This window comes from Micrococcus lylae, from assembly GCF_900163825.1.
GTDB lineage: Bacteria > Actinomycetota > Actinomycetes > Actinomycetales > Micrococcaceae > Micrococcus > Micrococcus lylae.
The window spans coordinates 1-18,395 of sequence record NZ_FUKP01000012.1 but is presented as its reverse complement, the minus strand read 5'-3'; the positions used below and the strand labels follow the sequence as shown (position 1 = coordinate 18,395).

Below are 18,395 nucleotides of genomic sequence, written 5' to 3'. Positions count from 1 at the left end.
CTTTCGTGCGCTCACAGTTTTGTCCGTTTTCAACCCATGCCGGGTCGCAGGCGCCGCTGTGTGTCCAGCCGCCTCGGCATGATCCACAACCCATCGGAGTCCCTCCTACATGACCACCACCTCCCACGCCCCGCAGGTCGCCATCAACGACATCGGCACCTCCGAGGAGCTGCTCGCCGCCATCGACGCGACCATCAAGTACTTCAACGATGGCGATCTCGTCGAGGGCACCGTCGTCAAGGTCGACCGCGACGAGGTCCTGCTCGACATCGGGTACAAGACCGAGGGCGTCATCCCGTCCCGCGAGCTGTCCATCAAGCACGACGTCGACCCGGACGAGGTCGTCGCCGTCGGTGACTCCGTCGAAGCCCTGGTCCTCACCAAGGAGGACAAGGAGGGACGCCTGATCCTGTCCAAGAAGCGTGCCCAGTACGAGCGCGCCTGGGGCGACATCGAGAAGATCAAGGACGAGGACGGCGTCGTCGAGGGCACCGTCATCGAGGTCGTCAAGGGCGGCCTCATCCTGGACATCGGCCTGCGCGGCTTCCTGCCGGCCTCCCTGGTCGAGATGCGCCGCGTCCGCGACCTGGCCCCGTACATCGGCCAGAAGCTCGAGGCCAAGATCATCGAGCTGGACAAGAACCGCAACAACGTGGTGCTGTCCCGCCGCGCCTGGCTCGAGCAGACCCAGTCCGAGGTCCGCTCCAACTTCCTCCACAAGCTGGAGAAGGGCCAGGTCCGCCAGGGCACCGTGTCGTCCATCGTCAACTTCGGCGCCTTCGTCGACCTGGGCGGCGTGGACGGGCTCGTGCACGTCTCCGAGCTGTCCTGGAAGCACATCGACCACCCGTCCGAGGTCGTCGAGGTGGGCCAGGAGGTCACCGTCGAGGTCCTCGAGGTGGACATGGACCGCGAGCGCGTCTCCCTGTCGCTGAAGGCGACCCAGGAGGACCCGTGGCAGCTGTTCGCCCGCACCCACGCCCTCGGCCAGGTCGTGCCGGGCAAGGTCACCAAGCTCGTCCCGTTCGGCGCGTTCGTGCGCGTCGAGGACGGCATCGAGGGCCTGGTGCACATCTCCGAGCTGGCCTCGCGCCACATCGACACCGCCGAGCAGGTCGTGTCGGTCAACGACGAGCTGTTCGTGAAGGTCATCGACATCGACCTCGAGCGTCGCCGCATCTCCCTGTCCCTCAAGCAGGCCAACGACGGCGTGGACCCGGACGGCACCGAGTTCGACCCGGCCCTGTACGGCATGGCCGCCGAGTACGACGACGAGGGCAACTACAAGTACCCCGAGGGCTTCGACGTCGAGACCAACGAGTGGATGGAGGGCTACGAGGCCGAGCGTGCCGCCTGGGAGCAGCAGTACGCCGACGCCCAGGCCCGCTGGGAGGCCCACAAGGAGCAGGTGCGCCGCGCCCTCGAGGAGGACGCCAACGCCGGCGCCTCGCACGACACCGGCGCCTCCTCCTACGTCTCCGAGGCTCCGGCCTCCGACGGCGGCACCCTGGCCTCCGACGAGGCCCTCGCCGCCCTGCGCGAGAAGCTCACCGGCAACTGATCCGCATCGGTTCGACAGGTCCTCGCTGAGGTCCTGACCGGACAGACGGCGCCCCGTCCCTCCTTGTGAGGGACGGGGCGCCGTCGTCGTGTGCCGCCGGAGACGATCAGGCCCGGGTGGAGACGGTGACCGTGAAGGTGCGGTCGCGGGCCACCTGCCGCGTCGGGCCCACGGTGGACTCGAGCACCGGGCGGTGGCGCAGGTGCGAGTTCCACACGCACCACAGCTGGCCGCCCGGTGCCAGCACGCGTCCGGCGGCGGCGATCATCCGGTGGGCGACCGTCGGGTCGACCGCCGTGCCGTCGTGGAACGGGGGATTGAGCAGCACCAGGCGCACCGAGGCGTCCGGCACGGTGGACAGGGCGTCGTCCTGCTCCACCCTGATGCGGTCCTGCAGGCCGTTCGCCGCCGTCGTCGCCGACGTCGAGGCCACGGCATCGGCCGACTGGTCCGAGGCCAGCACGGTCGCCTCCGGCCAGAGCAGCGCCGCCACCGCGGCCAGGGCGCCGTTGCCGCAGCCCGCGTCCAGGACGTCCGGTGCCGGAACACCGGTGCGGTCCACCGAGGCGGTCCACGGCACCTGCACGCTCAGGCCGGAGTCGGTTCTCACCACGCGGCTGTGCGGTTCGGGCACCGGCGGGCGGCGCTCGGCCAGTGTCTCGGCGAGCAGCCTGCTGCCCGGGTCCAGTGCGGCGCCGCCGAAGGTGGCCGGCCCGCCGACGAGCGTGAGCGGGCCGAGTCCCTTCACCCGATGGACGCCGGTGGCCGGCCCCGGGACCGCCAGCTCCCGCCGGGGCCCGGCCGCCGTGAGCACCCGGGACTTGGACCGGCCGCGGCCGGGCACCACCGTGGTGAAGCAGTCGGCGAGCACCTCGTTCATGGACGGGCTCATGTGCTTGTCGCGGCCTCCGGCCAGCACGAGCACGTCGGCCGCGGCCCAGCGGGAGATCCGCGCCGCCGTCAGGCGCAGCGCGTCCAGGGAGCGGGGCAGTGCCATCACCACCGTGTCGGCGCCGGACAGGGTCTGCCGGTCCACGCCGCCGATCGTCAGCCGTCCCCAGCCCTCGGTGCGCAGACGCTCCAGGTTCCCCGCCGAGGACGCAGCGGCCGAGGCCTCGTCCACACCGAGCCGCACGTCACGGCCGGCGGCGAGCAGCGGCAGTGCGAGCGCCCCATGCTGGTCGTGGAGCACCACGATGCGGCCGGAGTCCCGGCCGGTCGCCTCCCAGCCGGCCAGGGTGTCCAGCAGAAGCAGGTCGGCCGCGTCGTGGGCCTGCCGCTGGCGGGAGCCGTGCAGCGGCTCGCGGCTGAGCCGGCCGAAGTCGAAGTCCGCGGTGAAGGCGTCCGGGAGGGCACCCAGGACGACGTCCGGGGTGCGGAGGCGGCCGTCGTCGGGGCGGGAGGCGGCGCGGGGCGCGGCGCCGTGCGAGGCAGGGCCGGAGGGGGCGGCGGAGGTCTCGGGCATGTCCTCCATCCTAGGAACCGGCAGGTGTGCGCTGTGCCCCGCTGACGGGCCCACGAGGGGTGTGGACGTCACAACGTCCCCCTACGGTGGGGCAGAGGTTTTCACAGAATCGCACGTCAACTCCACCTTCTGGAAGGCAGCTGAATGCTCACGAGACTGCACAACAGCCTCGGACTGCGGACCAACCCGCAGATCTTCTTCGTCTCGGCGACCATCGTGGTCGTCTTCTCCGCGCTCATGGTGCTCGTCCCCGGCGCCATGCAGGCCGGATTCGGCGCGGTCGCCGCGTGGATCGCCGGCAATCTCGGCTGGTTCTACGTCCTGGCCATCACCGGCATGATCCTCTTCGCGTTCGGCATCGCCTTCAGCCGCTACGGCCGGCTGAAGCTCGGCGACGACGACGCCACCCCGGAGTACTCCGGCCTCGCCTGGTTCGGCATGCTCTTCGCCGCGGGCATGGGCGCGACCCTCATGTTCTGGGGCGTGGCCGAGCCGGTCAGCCACTTCGCCGACCCGCCCATGTACGGCACCGAGCCGGAGACCGTCCAGGCCGCCTCCGAGGCCATGGGCATCGCGAACTTCCACCTCGGACTGCACATGTGGGGCATCTTCATCGTCCCCGCGCTGGCCTTCGCGTACTTCACGTACAAGCGCAAGCTCCCGCCGCGCATGTCCTCGGCCTTCCAGCCGCTGATCGGCGAGAAGATCCACGGACCGATCGGCAAGGCCATCGACATCCTCGCCGTCGTCGCCACCATCTTCGGCATCTCCGTGTCCGTGGGCCAGGGCGCCCTGCAGATCAACAGCGGCGCCAACATCATGTTCGGCGTCCCGATCGCCGGCTGGGTGCAGGCGGCGATCCTCGCGATCATCACCGCCGTCGCCCTCATGTCCGTGATCGCCGGCCTGGACAAGGGCGTCAAGCGCCTGTCCTACATCAACATCAGCATCGCCATCGCCCTGCTGATCTACATCCTCATGTTCGGTGCGACCACGCAGGCCGTGCAGGGGACCGTGGAGTCCATCGGCCAGTACCTGGCGATGATCCCGGCGCTGGCGTTCTTCAACACCACCTGGGGCGAGTCCGACTGGACCGGAGACTGGGCCGTGTTCTACTTCGCCTGGACCGCCACCTGGGCGCCGTTCGTGGGCATGTTCATCGCCCGCATCTCCCGCGGCCGCACCATCCGCCAGTTCGTGCTCGGCGTGCTGCTGCTGCCGACCGCCTTCACCTTCATCTGGCTCGGGGTCATGGGCGTGAACGCCTTCAAGCTCGAGCTGGCCGGCGAGGCGAACTTCGTGGAGACCATCGTGGAGGAGGGGGACATCCCCGGCTCCCTGTTCCAGTTCCTCGGCCACTTCCCGCTGCTCGAGGTCACCTCGGTGGTGGCGCTGATCTGCATCACCGTCTTCTTCATCACCTCCATCGACTCGGCCGCCCTGGTGATCGATTCGATGTCCTCCGGCTACGACGACGTCGGGCCGACCCGCCAGCGCGTGTTCTGGGCCATCTCCATCGGCCTGGTCTGCACCGTGCTGCTGACCACCACCGGCGAAGAGTCGCTCTCCGCGCTGCAGGAGGTCATCAAGGTGATCGGCCTGCCCGTGACGATGATGATGTTCCTGCAGGCGCTCTGCCTGGTGCGCGCGGTCCGCGAGGACTACGGCGGACTCGCCCCGATCCGCACCCGCCAGTGGAAGCCGGTGATCCCGATCGAGGAGTATCACCGCCGTGCCGGGGAGGACGAGCACGACATCAGCGACTACTCCATGCGACCGGCCTACGAGGAGGGCACCGAGCCCGAGTTCGACCGCTGGGAGCCCAGAGGCGTGCCGACCGCCGGCCCTGCCGACCGGGGCCGCAGCGAGCACCCGACCGGCAGCGACGCCGCGGACAAGACCAGCGGCTGAGCGCAGCGGCAGTCGGACGACGACGGCCCCGCATCGTCACGGTGCGGGGCCGTCGGGGCGTGTCAGGTCGGGTCCGCTCCGTCCACGTCCACCCAGTCGTGGCCGACCGGCACGGCCGTGCCGGCGCCGGAGGTGACCGAGGCGAGCGAGGCCTGAAGGGACTCGATGCGGGTGGGTGAGTCCGGCACGGCGACGCACAGCACGGCGGCGTCCACCTCGTAGCGCACGTCGTGGACGTGATGCCCGGCGGAGTCCAGCTCGTGCTGCCAGCGGCCGGCCTCGGCGTGGGGGGCGTCCACCTCGAACAGGGCCATGCGGGAGCGGGTGACCAGGGGGGCGGCGTCGAGGGTCGCGCTCACCGTGTCCGAGTAGGCGCGCACCAGCCCGCCGGCGCCGAGCTTGACGCCCCCGAAGTAGCGGACCACCACGGCGCAGACGTCGGTGAGGTCGCGAGCGCCGTCCGGACCGGTCTGGCGCTGCATCAGGGACTCGAGCATGGGGACACCGGCGGTGCCGGCCGGTTCGCCGTCGTCGTTGGAGCGGGCCTGGCGACGGTCCGGCCCGAGCACGAACGCGCTGCACACGTGCCGGGAGTCGTGGAAGCGCCGGCGCAGGGCGGAGATCATCTCGCGTGCGTCGTCCTCGGAGTCCACGCGGGCCACGAAGCCCAGGAACCGGGAACGCCTGATCTCCAGCTCCACATGGGTCCACCCGTCCTCCGGGCGGGTCCGCGCGGCGGGCACCGTGCAGCGCACCACGCCGGCGGCGGCGTCGGATGCGGCAGGGGAGACGGCTGGGTCTGAGGCGGACATGGGCTCCACTCTAGGGCGGCTCCACTCTAGGCCCGTGACACCCCGGCCTGACACAGCCGGTCTCGACCTGTGCCGAGCTTCTGCCTAGGATCGTCGGCAGTGCTCTTCCGGCACCGCACCCGGCCGCGGGCCCTTTGGACCGGCCGCCCCGGGTTTCGACGACACCACCCCACTCGAATGAACTCATTCCTGACGCGCCTTCACGACCGCCTGGGGCTGCGCACCTCGCCCGCGATCTTCTTCGCCTCGGCCCTGGTCATCATCGTCTTCACCGTCGCCATGGGAGCGTTCCCGGGCCCGGTCCAGCAGGTCTTCGGCGTGGCCGCCCAGTGGCTGCGCTATGACATCGGCTGGTTCTACACCGCCTCGGCGACCTGCCTGGTGGTCTTCGCCTTCGGTCTCGCGTTCTCCCGCTTCGGCCGCGTCAAGCTCGGCGACGACGACGCCACCCCGGAACACTCCGGCATCGCCTGGTTCGGCATGCTCTTCGCCGCAGGCGTCGGCGCCGTGCTCATGTTCTGGGGCATCGCCGAGCCGATGAACCACTACGCCAACCCCCCGCTGGAGGGCACCGATCCCTACACGGACCAGGCCCTGATGCAGGCGATCAACTTCGCCAACCTGCACTTCGGCATCCACATGTGGGGCATCCTCCTGGTGCCGGGCCTGTGCTTCGGGTACTTCACGTACAAGCGCAAGCTTCCCCCGCGCGTGTCCTCCGCCTTCCAGCCGATCCTCGGCGACGGCATCCACGGACCCATCGGCAAGACCATCGACGTCGTCACCATCGTCTCCACGGTGTTCGGCATCGGCGTGTCCACCGGCCTGGGCGCCCTGCAGATCAACGCGGGCATGAACTACGTGTTCGGCACCCCGATCGCCGGCTGGGTCCAGGCGCTGATCATGGCCGTGATCACCGCCGCCGCGCTCACCTCCGTGCTGGCCGGCATGGACAAGGGCGTCAAGCGCCTGTCCTACATCAACATCTGCATGGCTGTGGCCTTCATGCTCTACTGCCTGATGTGGGCGGAGTCCTCGCTCAACGTCCTGCGCGGCATGGTCGAGTCCGTCGGCCGCTACGTGCAGGCGCTGCCCATGCTCACCACCTTCAGCGACACCCTGGGCGGCGGCGCCTGGTCCGGTGACTGGACCGTCTTCTACTGGGCGTGGACCGTGTCCTGGGCACCGTTCGTCGGCCTGTTCGTCGCGAAGATCTCCCGCGGCCGCACCATCCGCGAGTTCGTCTTCGCCGGCATCGGCATCCCGACCGCCTTCGTGATCATCTGGATGGGGGTCTACGGCTTCTCCTCCTACCAGCTGGACCGGTCCACCGCGTCGGCGCCCGGCGCCCCGGGTGAGATGACCCAGACCATCGTGGTGGACGGCAACGTCCAGGCCGCGCTGTTCCAGTACCTGCAGCACATGCCGCTGTACCTGCCGGTCGCCACGTTCGCCCTGCTGATCATCGTCATCTTCTTCGTCACCTCCATCGACTCCGGCGCCCTCGTCATGGACGCCATGGCCTCCGGGCACGAGGAGGAGACCACCCGGCGCCAGCGTGTGTTCTGGGGCCTGTCCATCGGCCTGGTCTGCACGGCCATCATCACCACCGCCGGCGAGGACGGCCTGGACGCCCTGCAGGAGGTCATCATCGTCATCGGCTTCCCGGTGATGGTCCTGACCCTCATGCAGGCCGCCCTGCTGCTGCGCGCCCTGCGCGAGGACGCCGGCTCCCTCAAGCCGATGCGCACCCGTCAGTGGAAGCCCGTGCTCCCCGCGGAGGAGTACCACCGCCGTGCCCAGGAGGGCGGCGTGGACATCACCGACTACTCCATCCGCCCGCAGTTCGAGGTCGGCACCGAGCCGGAGTACGACACGCACACCCCGAACACCTGGCACCAGCAGAAGACGGTCGCCGAACGCGCCGCCGTCACCATCGGCATGTCCGGTGCCGTGGCGTCCGGCAAGTCCCTCGTGGCCTCTGAGTTCGCGCGCCACGGTGCCGTCGTCGTGGACTACGACGACCTCATGCACGAACTGCTCGTGGCCGGCCACCCCGCCGTCCGGGAACTCGGCGGCGTGTTCGGCGAGGACATGGTCCGCGCGGACGGCTCCGTGGACTGGACCGCCGTGGACGCCCTCACCACGGAGTCCACCGCCGCCCGCACCCGCCTCTACGAGGTCGTCGACCCACACGTGAAGGCCGAGGCGAACCGCCGGGCCGCCGCGATCGGCGACGACGCGGTCCTCGTGGTGGACCTGGCCCTGCTGGACGAGTCCTCCTCGGCCCGCGACTTCGACCGCGTGATCGTGGTCGAGTCCTCGGTGGAGTCCCGCGTGGAGCGGCTCATGGCTGAACGCGGCCTCACCCGCGAGCAGGCCTGGGCCGAGATCGACGCGGACGCCCAGGACGGGGACCCCAGCGACGCTCCCGGCTGGACCACGATCGAGAACTCCGGCACCCGTGAGGAGCTCTCCGCGGCGGTGGACGCCTACTGGGCCGAACATGTCCAGCCCGCGCTGGACCAGGTGAAGGCGGCGTCCACCGACGCCTGATCCGCCACCGTCCCGGACACCGGGACGAAACGCCGCCGGCCGGTGTCGCCCTCGGGCGGCCCCGGCCGGTAGCGTGCTGTGGGCCGGAGCACAGCGGCCCGCCTCGCGCGCGGCCTCTCGGGGACGGCGCCCTTGACGACGACGGCCCCCTCGCCTCCGCCTTCCGACCCACCGAGGAGAGACTTCCGTGACCGAGACCGTCGCACCCCACCCCTCCCGTCCCCGTCTGCACGTGGGCCTGACCGGCGGCATCGCCGCCGGCAAGTCGACGGTGGCCCGGGTGTTCGCCGAGCGCGGCGCCATCCTGGTGGACGCGGACAAGATCGCCCGTGACGTGCTCGCCCGAGGCACCGAGGGCCTCGCCGCCGTCCAGGACGAGTTCGGCGACCGTGTCATCACCGCCGAAGGGGACCTGGACCGTGCCGCCATGGCCGAGATCGTCTTCACCGACCCGGCCGCCCGCGAGCGCCTCAACCGGATCGTCCACCCGCGCATCCGCGCCTTCGGCCGCCGGCTCGTGGCGGAGGCCGGCCCGGACGCCGTGGTGGTCCAGGACGTGCCGTTGCTCGTCGAGTCCGGCCAGGCCTCCGCCTACGACCTGGTCGTCGTCGTCGAGTCGCCGGTGCAGGAGCGCATCCGCCGCATGGTGGAGGACCGCGGCATGACCGTGGAGGACGCCCAGCACCGCATCGCCGCCCAGGCGAGCGACGAGGAGCGCCGCAAGGCCGCCGACGTGCTCCTGGTCAACGACGCCGACCTGGATGCGCTGAAGCGCGCGGCGAACAAGGTCTGGGACCGCTTCATCGCCGTCGACGGGGACGGCTTCGACCCGGACTCCACCCAGGGCCGGGACGAGCCGGCCGGCGAGGCACCGGCTGCCGACGCCGCCGAGCCCGCCGAGGACCGCGGCGAGGGGCGCGCCCAAGGCCGGTGACGTCGTCGGGACGGCGGGCGAGGACCGCACCGCGTCCGCCGACCCGCGTAGGCTGGCTGGCATGAGCCTGGCCCAGCAGATCAACCGCGTCGTCGCACCCTTCGAGGTCGTCAGCCCCTACCAGCCCTCGGGGGACCAGCCGACGGCGATCGCCGAGCTGACCGAGAGGATCCAGGCCGGCGAGAAGGACGTCGTCCTCATGGGCGCCACCGGCACCGGCAAGTCCGCCACCACCGCGTGGCTGATCGAGTCCCTGCAGCGGCCCACCCTGGTGATGGTCCAGAACAAGACGCTCGCCGCGCAGCTGGCCAACGAGTTCCGCGAGCTGCTGCCGCACAACGCGGTCGAGTACTTCGTCTCCTACTACGACTACTACCAGCCGGAGGCGTACGTCCCGCAGACGGACACCTTCATCGAGAAGGACTCCTCCATCAACGAGGAGGTCGAGCGTCTGCGCCACTCGGCCACCAACGCGCTGCTGACCCGCCGTGATGTGGTCGTGGTCGCCACCGTCTCCTGCATCTACGGCCTCGGCACGCCGGAGGAGTACATCGAGCAGATGGTCACCCTCCGGCAGGGGCAGGAGATGGACCGGGACGCGCTGCTGCGCCAGTTCGTGGCCATGCAGTACGTCCGCAACGACACCGACTTCCACCGCGGCACCTTCCGCGTGCGCGGCGACGTGGTCGAGATCATCCCCATGTACGAGGAGCTGGCCGTGCGCATCGAGTTCTTCGGCGATGAGATCGAGTCCATCCAGACACTCCACCCGCTCACCGGCCAGGTGATCCGGGAGGAGGACGAGATGTACATCTTCCCGGCCTCCCACTACGTGGCCGGCGACGAGCGCATGGCGAAGGCCATCACGTCCATCGAGGACGAGCTGCGCGAGCGCCTGCAGGAGCTGGAGTCCCAGGACAAGCTCCTCGAGGCCCAGCGGCTGCGGATGCGCACCACCTACGACCTCGAGATGATGCAGCAGATGGGCTACTGCAACGGCATCGAGAACTACTCCCGGCACATCGACGGCCGACCCGCCGGCTCCGCCCCGCACTGCCTGCTGGACTACTTCCCGGACGACTTCCTCCTGGTGGTCGACGAGTCCCACGTGACCATCCCGCAGATCGGCGCGATGTACGAGGGGGACATGTCACGCAAGCGGACCCTGGTGGAGCACGGGTTCCGGCTGCCGTCGGCCATGGACAACCGGCCGCTGAAGTGGGACGAGTACCTCGAGCGCATCGGCCAGACCGTGTACCTGTCCGCGACCCCCGGACCCTACGAGCTCTCGCAGGCCGACGGCTACGTGGAGCAGATCATCCGCCCCACCGGCCTGGTGGACCCCAAGGTGGTGGTCAAGCCCGTGCAGGGGCAGATCGACGACCTGCTCGAGCAGATCCGCATCCGCACGGCCAAGGACGAGCGCGTCCTCGTCACCACGCTGACCAAGCGCATGGCCGAGGACCTCACCGAGTACCTGCTCGAGCACGGCGTGAAGGTCGAGTACCTGCACTCGGACGTGGACACCCTCCGGCGTGTGGAGCTGCTGCGTGAGCTGCGCAAGGGCACCTTCGACGTGCTCGTGGGCATCAACCTGCTCCGCGAGGGCCTCGACCTGCCCGAGGTGTCCCTGGTGTCCATCCTCGACGCGGACAAGGAGGGCTTCCTGCGCTCCACCACCTCGCTCATCCAGACCATCGGCCGCGCCGCCCGCAACGTCTCCGGCGAAGTCCACATGTACGCGGACAACGTCACGGACTCCATGCGCCGGGCCATCGACGAGACCGAGCGCCGCCGGACCGTGCAGATCGCGTACAACCGGGAGCACGGGATCGACCCGCAGCCGCTGCGCAAGCGCATCGCGGACATCACGGACCAGCTGGCCCGCGAGGACGCGGACACCGCGGACTTCCTCTCCGGCATGGGCGGCGTGAAGTCCGGCTTCGACTTCGGCATGGGCCGCCGCGGCATCACCTCCGCGCGCGCCGACGCCGCCGAGCAGGGCGAGGGCGAGGACGGAGCGAGCCCTGCCGTGGACGCCGCCACGCTGCCGGCGAAGGACCTCGAGGACCTCATCACCCAGATGTCCCGGCAGATGCACCAGGCCGCCGCCGAGCTGCAGTTCGAGCTGGCCGCGCGCCTGCGCGACGAGGTCGCAGAGCTGAAGAAGGAGCTGCGTCAGATGAAGCGGGAGGGCTGAGCATGGGCCGGGACCACGGGGTCGCCCGGGCACGTCATCAGCGCAGGGTCGTCACCACCCTGTCCCTGAGCCAGGTCTTCTCCGGCATCGGCAACGGCGCCGCCCTGGCCGTCGGCTCCCTCATGGCGGCCGAGCTCTCGGGCAGCGACGCGCTGGCGGGCACGACCACCATGGCGCTGTCCCTCGCCGGTGCGCTGTCGGCGCTGCCGCTGGCCCGGCTGGCCCTGGCCAAGGGGCGGCGCATCACGCTGTCCACGGCCTACGGCATCGCGGCGTTCGGCGCGCTGGGCATGATCGTGGCCCCCATGCTCGAGGGGCCGTTGCCGGGGATCGGCTACCCGGTGCTGGTGCTCGCGGCGCTGCTCATCGGCCTCGGGGGTGCCGGCAACCTGCAGGCGCGCTTCGCGGCCACCGACCTGGCCGAGGACCGCACCCGCGGGCGGGACCTGGGCATCGTGGTCTGGTCCATCACCGTCGGCGCCGTCTCCGGGCCGAATCTCATCGGACCCGGCTCGGCTGTCGCCGAGGCGCTCGGGCTGCCGGAGACCTCCGGACCCTTCCTGTTCTCCCTGGTCGGCATGGTCCTTGCGGTGACCGTCCTGCAGATCGGGCTGCGGCCGGACCCCCTGCACCTGCGCCCGGACGTGGAGGTGGGCCAGGAGGCCGCCGAGAAGGTCGCCGCACCCCGGCTCCGCGACGGCCTCAAGGTGACCGTGGCGAGCCGCAGGCTCCTGCTCGGCGTGGGCTCCGTGGTCGCCGCGCACACCGTGATGGTCGGCATCATGGCCATGACCTCGGTGCACCTGTCCCAGCTGGCCGCCGCCGAGCACGCGGGGCATGCCGGTCAGGCGGCGGCCGGACACCATCACACGGACGCGGACACCCTCGTGGTGATCGGGCTGGTCATCTCGCTGCACATCGCCGGCATGTACGCGCTGTCCCCGCTCGTGGGCCTGCTCGCCGACCGTTGGGGGCGGCTCAGGACCATGGCGCTGGGCGAGGGCGTGCTGCTGGGCTCCTGCGTGACGGCCTTCGCCTGGCCGGGCAGCCGGGGGGCCGTGACGGTCGCGCTCATCCTCCTGGGTCTGGGGTGGTCCCTGGTGACGGTGGCAGGCTCCGCCTACGTGTCCGAGCATGCGGCCGGCCCGCGCAGGGTGCTGGTCCAGGGCGTCACGGATGCCGGGATGGGTGCCGGTGCCGCGGTGGCGGCAGCGCTGTCCGGGCTGATCATGGCCGTCATCGGATTCCACGGGCTCGCCGTGGTGGGCGGTGTGATCTGCCTGGCGGGCCTCGCGGGAGTGCTCGCCACCCTGCGCCATGATCGTCACGCTTATACTAATGTCAGTATCAGTCAGGAAGTGATGTCATGACCGAGCAGGGGGCCGTGCCGGCCGTGGCGGTGATCGCGGATCTGGTCGGGTCGCGACTGCTCCCGGACCGTGCATCCGCGCAGGAGCAGGTGCTGCACGCCTGGGCCGAGGCCCATGGGCAGGTCTGCGGATCGGCTTCGTCGCATGCGGACGGGCAGGCGGGGACGGACGAGACGAGTGCCGGTACAGCCGGGGACCAGCCCCCGGCCCCGGGCGCGGGGCAGGTCCCGCCGTGGGCGACCGTCGGCGACGAGTTCCAGGCCGTCTACCCGGACCTGCCCACCGCACTGCGCGCCCTGCTCCGGGTGATGCTGGCCCTTCGGGAGCCGGTGCGCCTGCGCTTCGGCATCGGGCTCGGACATGTGACCGCGCTGGCCGACGGCCAGGGCGGACCGATCCAGGACGGCGACGCCTGGTGGTCCGCGCGCGCCGCGATCGAGGCCGGGCACGAACGGGATGCGAAGGCGGCCACGCTCGAGGTGCGCTCCGCCGCCGGGGACGCTGCGGAGGACGGGGAGGCGGTGCCCGGACTGGAGGCGGCGGCGGCCCGCCTGCTGGAGCACCTCATCGGAGCGATGAAGCCGCGGGAGCGGCGGATCGTCCGCGCCACCTTGGACGGCGTCTACCAGAAGGACGTGGCCGAGGCCGAGGGCATCAGCCAGTCCGCCGTGTCGCAGTCGCTGACCCGCTCCGGCGGGCGGATGCTCGTGGACGTGGACCATCTGCTGGCGCAGGCCGCCGGACGGCCGACCCGGACGGGGCAGGAGCACCGATGATCGGCGTCGTCCTGCTGTGCCTGGCCGCCGCCGAGTTCACCGTGGCCCTGCTGGCCGGTCGCGGGCCGGGGGCGGTCCCCACCGCACGCCACCGGCTCATCGGTCTCGGCGTCGGCGCGGTGGTCGTCCTGCTGACCCTGGTGTTCGTGGCCCTCACCGCGTCCCTCGGCGGGCACGGCGGCTCCGGAGGACTCGACGCCGCCCCCGTCCTCCTCTCCGGCGCCCTGGCCCTGGGGGCGGGCTCGGCCTGGACAGCCGCCGGGACACGCGCCTGGGCCTCGCCCGTCCTCGTTGCGGTGCTCGTCCTGCTGGCCGGCCTCGAGCTGGTGGCCTACGGCGGCCTCCACATGGCGCTGGGGTCCGGATGGCCTGTGGTGCTCGGTGCCCTGGCGTTCCTCATCGAGCCGGGCAACCGGATCACCCGTGACGTCCTCGTCCTCGCCGGCCGTCCGTCCACCCAGGACGGGCCGCCAGCCCCCGCCCAGGTGCCTGCAGACGACCCTCGCGATGACGCCGCATCCAAGACCACCGGCGAGGCCGCCGTCGAGGTGCCCCCGGACGCTCCCACAGCCGGGGCCGACGCGTCCACCGGCACCACAGAAGAGTCCGGCGCCCCGGACTCCGGCCTGCGCGGCGGCCGCTGGATCGGCCCGGTCGAGCGTCTGCTCCTGGCAGGTCTGGGTCTGGCCGGCGCCTATCAGGTGGTGGCGGCACTCATGGCTGCCAAGGGAATCGTCCGCTTCCCGGAGATCTCCGCGGACGCGGGCAAGGGCTCCCGCGCCGAGGAGTTCCTCGTCGGGTCCCTGACCAGCTGGGGCCTGGCCTTCGTCTCCGCACTGCTGATCTTCGCGGCCGCCCACGGCCCGCTTCTGGAGGTGCCCTCCCCATGACCGACCCGTACACGTCCGCCGCCGACGCCCTCGCACAGGAGCCGCAGGCCGCCTCCGAGGCTCCCGCCGCCCATCGCGCTCGCTTCCGGGGCGGCCTCGTCCGGCCCACCTCGGGCCTGGCACCGGGCTTCACGCAGGCGAACATGATCGTCCTGCCCGCGGACTGGGCCTACGAGATGCTCCTGTTCGCCCAGCGCAACCCAGCCCCCATGCCGCTGCTGGACGTCACCGACGCGGGCGATCCCACCACGCCGTGGGCACCGGGCGCGGACCTGCGCACGGACCTGCCGCTGTACCGGCTCTGGCGGGACGGCGAGCTCGTGGGCGAGGTGGCGGACGCCACCTCCCACTGGACCGGGGACGCCGTGGCCTTCCTCATCGGCTGCAGCTTCGGGTTCGAGTCGGCGTTGCAGGCGGCCGGCGTGCCGGTGCGCAACATCGACCAGGGCCGCAACGTCGCCATGTACCGGACCGACGTGCCGCTGCGCCCGGCCGGCCGCATGAGGGGGGAGCTGGTGGTGTCCATGAGGCCGGTGCCGCCGCGGCTGGTGGCGCGGGCGGCCGTCGTGTCCGCCGGTGTGCCGCTGGCCCACGGTGAGCCGGTGCATGTCGGCGATCCGGCGGCCCTCGGCATCGCAGACCTGGATGCCCCGGACTATGGCGACCCCACCGAGATGCACCCGGGTGACGTCCCCGTGTTCTGGCCCTGCGGCGTCACCCCGCAGCGCGCGCTCGAGCTGTCACGCCCTCCGTGGGCGATCACGCACGCCCCGGGGCACATGTTCGTCACGGACCAGCCGGACGGGCGGCGCCCCGCCTGAGCGGTCACCATGACCCTGCGCCGACCTGACCACCGCACGCGGACCGCTTCGCTACACTGGTCGGCGTCGTAGGGGAGTATCCCGAACACTGCGGACGTCAGCACGCGACCGGAACGCGTGACCATGGTCGGTCACCTGTCGCCGGGAGCCGGACGCAGCGGCCTGAGAGCGCCATGGAGCGCCGGGCGGAGAGACTTGCGGTCGTTTCCACCTGTCCTGGAGCTGAAAGGCACCGACGATCATGGAGATCAACGGATTGACGTGGGGGCTGACGATCGCACTGATCGTCGGCCTGCTCGCGTTCGACTACTTCGCCCACGTGCGCAAGGCGCACACCCCCACCATCCGCGAGGCCGCGGTCTGGTCCGCCATCTACATCGGAGCGGCCCTCGTGTTCGGCCTCGTGTTCTTCGCCTTCGGCGACACACAGCACGCGGTCGAGTACTACACCGGCTACATCCTGGAGAAGGCGCTCAGCGTCGACAACCTCTTCGTGTTCCTGGTGATCATGGCGTCCTTCAAGGTGCCCCGCGACTACCAGCAGAAGGTGCTCCTGTTCGGCATCACCTTCGCCCTGATCTCGCGCACGGTGTTCATCCTGCTCGGTGCGGCGATCATCAACGCCTGGTCGGACGTCTTCTACATCTTCGGCATCTTCCTTCTCCTCGTGGCCGGCTCCCAGCTGAAGGGGGAGCTCGCCGGCGACGAGGCCGAGGACGAGGCGGACAACATCATGGTCCGCCTGGCCAAGCGCTTCCTCCCGGCGTCCGAGAACTACGACGGCGACAGGCTCTTCAGCATGGTCGACGGCAAGAAGGTCATGACCCCGATGCTGCTGGTCATGGTGGCCATCGGTGCGACCGACATCCTCTTCGCCTTCGACTCCATCCCGGCGATCTTCGGCGTGACGCAGGAGGCGTACATCGTCTTCAGCGCCACCGCGTTCTCTCTCATGGGCCTGCGCCAGCTGTACTTCCTCATCGACGGCCTGCTGGACCGTCTCGTGTACCTCGCCTACGGCCTGTCGGCGATCCTCGGCTTCATCGGCGTGAAGCTCATCCTCCATGCCCTGCATGAGAACAACCTGCCGTTCATCAACGGCGGCGAGAACGTGCCGGTCGCCGAGATCCCGACCACCGTGTCCCTGCTCGTCCTCGTCGGCGTCCTCGCACTGACCGTGGTCGTGTCCCTGTACTCCCCGAAGGGCAAGGCGCTCATCGCGCTGCAGAACGCCGAGAAGTTCGCGCACCGGTACTCCAAGCTGCCGGCGGACGCCCCCGCGGAGGAGCGCCGCAGGGCGGAGGAGAAGATGGACGAGTGGACCGAGCGGGCCGAGAACGTGGACCAGAAGTGGAAGGACGAGCTGCTGGACCACAAGGACACGTTCTCCTCGATCATCCGCTCCGCCCACGAGGCCCGGCTGCAGGACGCCTCGACCACGGACTCGCGCGGCGTGTCCCGGAAGATCGTGGCCCAGGACGGCCCGGACGTCTGAGGCCCGCACCGGCTCCGCCGGCTGCACGACGACGGCCGCCCACCTGTTCGAGGTGGGCGGCCGCTTGCGTCACGGGTGAGTCGCGGGGGTCAGGTCGTCGAGTCGGTGGGGTCGTCGTTCAGGGCAGGGCTGCCGCCGGCGAGTTCGAGGAGCTCACGGAGGATCCGTGCGCCCTCGTCGCCGATGCCGTCGTGGTGGAACTCGCCGTACTCCTTGACCTTCAGCCCCTGCACGGCCTCGGCGGTCTCCAGGGAGAGGTCGCGGTCCACGTACACGTCGTCGGTGTACACGGCGGCGGCCACCGGCACGGTGTTCTCCGCCAGGGCTTCGACGTCGTAGAGCGGGCCCCAGTCCTGCTTGGCGGCGAGGATCTGCGTGGCCTCGGCCAGTGGGGCGAGGTCGGAGTCCGCGGCGACCTGCCAGGCGAACACGTGCTCGCCGGTGGGCACCGGGGCGGCGTTCTCGGCGGCGGTGGCCTCGGGGTCGAAGTCAGGGTGCTCGGCGAGCACGCGCGCGGCGGCCCAGCCCGTGGCGGCGGAGCCGGTGGCCTCGGTGACGGCGTCGGGCTGTGCATAGATCGCCTCGTGCAGCACGGTGTAGAGCGGATGGGTGCGGCGCTCGACTATGCCGGCCACCGCCGCGCGGAACGCCTCGGACAGGCGAGGGGTGCCGCCGGTGGTGTCCAGCCCCTCGGTGAGCAGGTACACGAGCGTGTCCAGGCGGGTGTTGCCACCGAGGTACATGCCGAGCATCTGGGCGCGGGCCACGGTCAGCTCGCTGCCGTCCGGGAGCATCTCCGGCTCTCCTGCGGCGGCCCGGGAACGCAGGTGGGCCACGATGCGCTTCCAGCCGTCCTCGGCCTGCGGCACTCGGCCGAAGAACTCCTCGGCACGGGCGCGCATCCGGGCGTAGGTGGCGCGGTAGACCCGGTCCGCGTGACCGGTCACGGGGGCGAGTCCGCCGGTGACCAGCGAACGCTCGAGGGACTCCGGGTACCAGGACAGGTAGGACAGCGTGCAGAACCCGCCGAAGGACTGGCCGAGCGTGGTCCAGCGCTCGACCCCCAGGGCCAGGCGCATCATCTCCGCATCCCGGACGATTCCGGGGGCACGCAGGTGGACCAGGTAGTCGGCCTGGGCCTGCGGGGACAGGGCGGACAGGGAGGCCACGGTGGCCGGGGTGGAGGCGCCGGTGCCACGCTGGTCCAGCATGAGCACCCGGTGGGTGCGGCACGCCTCCTTCATCCATCCGCCCAGGCGTGCCGGACGGGTGCCGCCGGAGCCCGGACCTCCCTGCAGGTAGAGCAGCCACGGCTTCTCGGCGTCCTCGGCCGAGTCCGAGGCACGGAACTCGCGGGCGAACACGGTGAGGGTTCCGGCGCCGCCGGGGCCCGGGCCCGTGCCGTCCGCGGTGTGCTCCCGGGCCTCGGCCAGGGTCTGGGAGTGGTCCACCGGCACCGTGAAGCGGTGCTCCACGGTCACAGTGCCGTCCAGCAGTGCGATCGTGTCGCCCTGCTCGTGGGCGGCGGGCTCGAGCGCGGCGAAGCCGCGCGGATCGCCGGGGACGAAGGTCTGCTCGGTCATGGTGCTCCTTCTGTCGCCTCG

At 70.9% G+C, this 18,395-nt stretch carries 13 protein-coding genes; 10 read left to right on the top strand and 3 right to left on the bottom strand.

The window, feature by feature from the left end; all coding sequences use genetic code 11:
* Positions 1 to 109: 109 nt before the first annotated feature.
* Positions 110 to 1,561 (top strand): 30S ribosomal protein S1, encoded by a 1,452-nt coding sequence (rpsA, locus tag FM125_RS01625; protein ID WP_070638248.1) that lies wholly within the window; start codon positions 110 to 112, stop codon positions 1,559 to 1,561.
* Positions 1,562 to 1,667: 106 nt separating this feature from the next.
* Here rpsA and FM125_RS01620 read toward each other — a convergent pair whose 3' ends face one another.
* Entirely contained in the window at positions 1,668 to 3,026 is a 1,359-nt protein-coding gene (locus FM125_RS01620) for a class I SAM-dependent methyltransferase (protein WP_087133440.1), read from the bottom strand.
* A 144-nt stretch (positions 3,027 to 3,170) separates the two neighbouring features.
* Between FM125_RS01620 and FM125_RS01615 the strand changes: the two genes are divergently transcribed.
* On the top strand, positions 3,171 to 4,937 hold the full coding sequence (locus FM125_RS01615) for a BCCT family transporter (protein WP_087133439.1): 1,767 nt from the start codon (positions 3,171 to 3,173) through the stop codon (positions 4,935 to 4,937).
* A gap of 62 nt (positions 4,938 to 4,999) precedes the next feature.
* On the opposite strand, the gene FM125_RS01610 is transcribed toward FM125_RS01615, so the two are convergent.
* Positions 5,000 to 5,749: an IMPACT family protein gene (locus tag FM125_RS01610; RefSeq protein WP_087133438.1), complete on the bottom strand. Its 750-nt coding sequence runs from the start codon at positions 5,747 to 5,749 to the stop codon at positions 5,000 to 5,002.
* Positions 5,750 to 5,926: 177 nt separating this feature from the next.
* Here FM125_RS01610 and coaE (FM125_RS01605) point away from each other — a divergent pair, with 177 nt between their 5' ends.
* The 8 genes from coaE (FM125_RS01605) (at position 5,927) to FM125_RS01570 (ending at position 16,791) form a co-directional block, all read left to right on the top strand.
* Positions 5,927 to 8,305: a dephospho-CoA kinase gene (coaE, locus tag FM125_RS01605; RefSeq protein ID WP_087133437.1), complete on the top strand. Its 2,379-nt coding sequence runs from the start codon at positions 5,927 to 5,929 to the stop codon at positions 8,303 to 8,305.
* 187 nt (positions 8,306 to 8,492) lie between these two features.
* Entirely contained in the window at positions 8,493 to 9,239 is a 747-nt protein-coding gene (gene coaE / locus FM125_RS01600; protein WP_087133436.1) for a dephospho-CoA kinase, read from the top strand.
* 61 nt (positions 9,240 to 9,300) lie between these two features.
* Positions 9,301 to 11,439 carry an excinuclease ABC subunit UvrB gene (uvrB, locus tag FM125_RS01595; protein ID WP_087133435.1) on the top strand — a complete coding sequence of 713 codons (2,139 nt, stop codon included), beginning with the start codon at positions 9,301 to 9,303 and terminating at the stop codon, positions 11,437 to 11,439.
* Between the two features lie 2 nt (positions 11,440 to 11,441).
* Positions 11,442 to 12,809, top strand: a complete 1,368-nt coding sequence (locus tag FM125_RS01590) for an MFS transporter (RefSeq protein WP_087133434.1) — start codon at positions 11,442 to 11,444, stop codon at positions 12,807 to 12,809.
* Positions 12,806 to 13,585 carry a SatD family protein gene (locus FM125_RS01585; RefSeq protein WP_087133433.1) on the top strand — a complete coding sequence of 260 codons (780 nt, stop codon included), beginning with the start codon at positions 12,806 to 12,808 and terminating at the stop codon, positions 13,583 to 13,585. The genes FM125_RS01590 and FM125_RS01585 overlap by 4 nt, the downstream gene beginning before the upstream one ends.
* On the top strand, positions 13,582 to 14,475 hold the full coding sequence (locus FM125_RS01580; RefSeq protein ID WP_087133432.1) for a hypothetical protein: 894 nt from the start codon (positions 13,582 to 13,584) through the stop codon (positions 14,473 to 14,475). Before FM125_RS01585 ends, FM125_RS01580 begins: the two co-directional genes overlap by 4 nt.
* The gene (locus tag FM125_RS01575; RefSeq protein WP_087133431.1) at positions 14,472 to 15,296 is read left to right on the top strand and encodes a putative hydro-lyase; all 825 of its coding nucleotides are present in this window, start codon (positions 14,472 to 14,474) and stop codon (positions 15,294 to 15,296) included. The genes FM125_RS01580 and FM125_RS01575 overlap by 4 nt, the downstream gene beginning before the upstream one ends.
* 241 nt (positions 15,297 to 15,537) lie before the next feature.
* Entirely contained in the window at positions 15,538 to 16,791 is a 1,254-nt protein-coding gene (locus FM125_RS01570) for a TerC family protein (RefSeq protein ID WP_087133430.1), read from the top strand.
* Positions 16,792 to 16,880: 89 nt separating this feature from the next.
* On the opposite strand, the gene FM125_RS12055 is transcribed toward FM125_RS01570, so the two are convergent.
* Complete coding sequence (locus tag FM125_RS12055) at positions 16,881 to 18,374, bottom strand: alpha/beta fold hydrolase (protein ID WP_219337010.1); 1,494 nt, start codon at positions 18,372 to 18,374, stop codon at positions 16,881 to 16,883.
* Between the last annotated feature and the right edge of the window lie 21 nt (positions 18,375 to 18,395).

Bases quoted from the DNA above. Each gene is read 5' to 3' on its own strand.
- rpsA (WP_070638248.1), top strand. From the start codon at position 110: ATGACCACCACCTCCCACGCCCCGCAGGTCGCCATCAACGACATCGGC.
- FM125_RS01620 (WP_087133440.1), bottom strand. From the start codon at position 3,026: ATGCCCGAGACCTCCGCCGCCCCCTCCGGCCCTGCCTCGCACGGCGCC.
- FM125_RS01615 (WP_087133439.1), top strand. From the start codon at position 3,171: ATGCTCACGAGACTGCACAACAGCCTCGGACTGCGGACCAACCCGCAG.
- FM125_RS01610 (WP_087133438.1), bottom strand. From the start codon at position 5,749: ATGTCCGCCTCAGACCCAGCCGTCTCCCCTGCCGCATCCGACGCCGCC.
- coaE (WP_087133437.1), top strand. From the start codon at position 5,927: ATGAACTCATTCCTGACGCGCCTTCACGACCGCCTGGGGCTGCGCACC.
- uvrB (WP_087133435.1), top strand. From the start codon at position 9,301: ATGAGCCTGGCCCAGCAGATCAACCGCGTCGTCGCACCCTTCGAGGTC.
- FM125_RS01590 (WP_087133434.1), top strand. From the start codon at position 11,442: ATGGGCCGGGACCACGGGGTCGCCCGGGCACGTCATCAGCGCAGGGTC.
- FM125_RS01585 (WP_087133433.1), top strand. From the start codon at position 12,806: ATGACCGAGCAGGGGGCCGTGCCGGCCGTGGCGGTGATCGCGGATCTG.
- FM125_RS01580 (WP_087133432.1), top strand. From the start codon at position 13,582: ATGATCGGCGTCGTCCTGCTGTGCCTGGCCGCCGCCGAGTTCACCGTG.
- FM125_RS01575 (WP_087133431.1), top strand. From the start codon at position 14,472: ATGACCGACCCGTACACGTCCGCCGCCGACGCCCTCGCACAGGAGCCG.
- FM125_RS01570 (WP_087133430.1), top strand. From the start codon at position 15,538: ATGGAGATCAACGGATTGACGTGGGGGCTGACGATCGCACTGATCGTC.
- FM125_RS12055 (WP_219337010.1), bottom strand. From the start codon at position 18,374: ATGACCGAGCAGACCTTCGTCCCCGGCGATCCGCGCGGCTTCGCCGCG.